4 protein-coding genes are annotated in these 2,563 nt (G+C 67.0%); 2 read left to right on the forward strand and 2 right to left on the reverse strand.

Annotated features, from left to right (window positions below; genetic code table 11):
* Positions 1-254 precede the first annotated feature (254 nt).
* Together ABEA26_RS35710 and ABEA26_RS35715 are read right to left on the reverse strand one after the other, a co-directional pair.
* The gene (locus tag ABEA26_RS35710; protein ID WP_345598198.1) at positions 255-1,157 is read right to left on the reverse strand and encodes an MFS transporter; all 903 of its coding nucleotides are present in this window, start codon (positions 1,155-1,157) and stop codon (positions 255-257) included.
* A gap of 80 nt (positions 1,158-1,237) precedes the next feature.
* Entirely contained in the window at positions 1,238-1,768 is a 531-nt protein-coding gene (locus ABEA26_RS35715; RefSeq protein WP_345598200.1) for a TetR/AcrR family transcriptional regulator, read from the reverse strand.
* Between the two features lie 201 nt (positions 1,769-1,969).
* Here ABEA26_RS35715 and ABEA26_RS35720 point away from each other — a divergent pair, with 201 nt between their 5' ends.
* Together ABEA26_RS35720 and ABEA26_RS35725 are read left to right on the forward strand one after the other, a co-directional pair.
* A complete protein-coding gene (locus ABEA26_RS35720; RefSeq protein WP_345598203.1) occupies positions 1,970-2,377 on the forward strand; it encodes a RidA family protein in 408 nt (135 codons plus the stop codon).
* A gap of 41 nt (positions 2,378-2,418) precedes the next feature.
* Positions 2,419-2,563, forward strand: a 145-nt coding sequence (locus ABEA26_RS35725) for a transposase (RefSeq protein WP_345598205.1), incomplete at its 3' end; no start/stop codon positions are given.

Raw genomic sequence — 2,563 nt, forward strand, 5'->3', positions numbered from 1 at the left:
CAGTCATCAACTGTCGCTTCCAGCTCGGGAGTTACACCGCTCACCGTACAGACCCCAGCCGGTGGCTGAAGTCCTGCCACTCGTGCAGCGATTGAAGGATGCGGGCCGGTGACCTCGGGATTCTCGGTAGAGCGTGTGTTGACCTGCGAGAACTCGTCTCCGTGGTTCTCGCAGGTCGACACTGTTTCCCAGGCTCATGTGCCCTGGATGTGCCCTCGCGGACGGCTGTCGGCGCAGAAGAACGGGCAGGGCGTTCAGTGAGCCGAGATGGCTTCTTCGGCCGTCGGGGTGGGCTTCTTGAGGAGGTACCAGCTGCAGGCGGCCGCGGCGAACAGGAGTGCCGCGCCGACGGTGGCGGCGGTGGCGAGGCCGGAGGTGAAGGCGTCCTGTGCGGCGTCGAGCAGGTTGCGGCCTTGTTCGGCCGGGAGGGTCTGGGCCTGCTGGATGGCGCCGGCGAGGGAGTGCTGTGCCTCGGCGGCGACGTCGTCGGGTGTGCCGGGCGGGAGGGTGAAGCCCTGGTAGGTGTTGGTCACGATGGAGCCGAGGGTGGCGATGCCCAGGGCCATGCCCAGTTCGTAAGCGGTCTCGGAGATGGCCGCTGCCGCGCCGGACTCCTCCTTGCGGACGCTGGAGAGGATGAGGTCGTTGGCCGTGGGCATGGTCAGGGCCAGGCCGACGCCGGTGAGCAGCAGGGGAACGGCTATCAGGAGGTAGGGGCTGTCCGGCGTGAGCACGGCCAGGGGGACCATCGCCACGCCCATGATGAGCAGGCCCCAGGTCAGTACGGTCCGGGAGGGGGAGCGGGCGATGATGCCGCCGGCTGCGACGCTGAGCAGGACCATGCCGATGGTGGTGGGCAGGCTCGCTATGCCGGCCTTGAGCGGGGAGTAGCCCATGACCAGCTGGAAGTACTGCGAGATGAAATAGATCAGGCCCGACATGCCGAGGACGGACAGCAGGTTGGCGCCGACCACTCCGGAGAAGGCCCGGTTGCGGAAGAGGCTGATGTCGATGAGGGGGTAGGTCAGCCGGGTCTGGCGCCGGCCGAACATGCCCAGTGCCGCGATGCCGATCGCCGCGGCCGCCAGGACGGCGGGCTCGAAGCCGTTGGCCGCGGCTTCCTTGACCGCGTAGACGACGCCGATCATGCCGATCATCGACAGGGCGACGCTGGGCAGGTCCCACGGGCCCGGGTCGGGGTTCTTCGCCTCGGGCAGCAGCAGGATGCCGGCCGGGACTAGGGCCTGTCTCTCCGATCACGAGAGCCAGACCGGGCTGGGGCTATGCGGCCCCAGCCGCGCTCAACCGACCGGCGGCATCGGTCGGGTTCGTCTCCTGCGCTGGTGAACAGGGCAGTCAGCATGGGCACGCCGTGAGCAAGTGTCTGGTGCGGCAGGGGGCCTGTGGCGACAAGTGAAGCGAGTCCGTGGCCGATGGTCCAGCTCTGGGTTGCCAGTTCCAGCGGGTCGATTTCGTTGCGGAAGCGGCCGTTCGCCTTGGCCCGGTCGATGGCGCGGACGAGGTGGTGCAGGGTTTCGTCTGCGGCACCGGTGTCTTCGAGGTCGAAACCCGCGTCGAACATGACGCGGTAGAGATCGGAGTTCTCCATGGCATTGGCCAGGTAGGCGGCGCCCAGTGCGGCGAGGTCGCGTACCGGGTCCGCTGACATCTTGATGGCCGCGAGTTGGACGGCCAGGCGTATGAAGCCTTCCTGCCGCAGTGCCCTCCACAGGCCGTCCATGCCGCCGAAGTAGGTGTAGACGGCCATCGTTGACACGCCGGTCCCGGCGACCAGGGTTCGGAGTGTGACCGGTTGTCTCGTCCGCAGCATCTGTGCGGCTCGGTCGAGCAGCAGGGAGCGGACCGCTGGATCTTTCGTCCTCGCCATGGCCTCACAATACATAGCATCGCTATGCTTTCATGGGGTGCCGATCTTGCTGCTCCTGACGCCAAGAGGAAGAGGCCGTTCATGTCCGTGACGCTGGTCAATCCCGAGGGGTTGCCGAAGCCCGAGGTCTACCGGCAGCTGTCGGTGGCCACCGGATCGAAGCTGGTGTTCCTTGCGGGGCAGGTCGCCCGCGACGCCGACGGCCGGCCCGTAGGCGAGGGAGACTTCGCCGCTCAGGTCGAACAGTGCTACCTCAACATCGGCACCGCTCTGGCTGGGATCGGTGGCTCCTTCGATGACGTGGCGAAGCTGACCGTCTACGTCGTTGACTGGAGTCCCGAGAAGATGCCGCTTCTGGGTGAGGGCGTGGGCCGGGCGGCAGCGAAACTGGGCATCGATCCGGTCAAGCCGATAACCCTGCTGGGCGTTGCGGCGCTGGGGGAACCCGACCTTCTGGTCGAGGTCGAAGCCACCGCGGTCATCGAATAGCCGTATCGCTGCGAGCAGGGAGACCGTGGGGGCTGGCCATGTTGAGTCGGGGGGATCTGACGGACGGCGAGTGGGCGGTGCTGGAGCCGTTATTGCCGGTGAGTAACAACCGGTGCGGCCGGTGGCGTGATCACCGACAGGTGATCAACGGAATCATTCACCGGCTGGGCACCGGAGCGCAGTGGC

The sequence above is a fragment of the Streptomyces marokkonensis genome (assembly GCF_039539045.1).
GTDB lineage: Bacteria > Actinomycetota > Actinomycetes > Streptomycetales > Streptomycetaceae > Streptomyces > Streptomyces marokkonensis.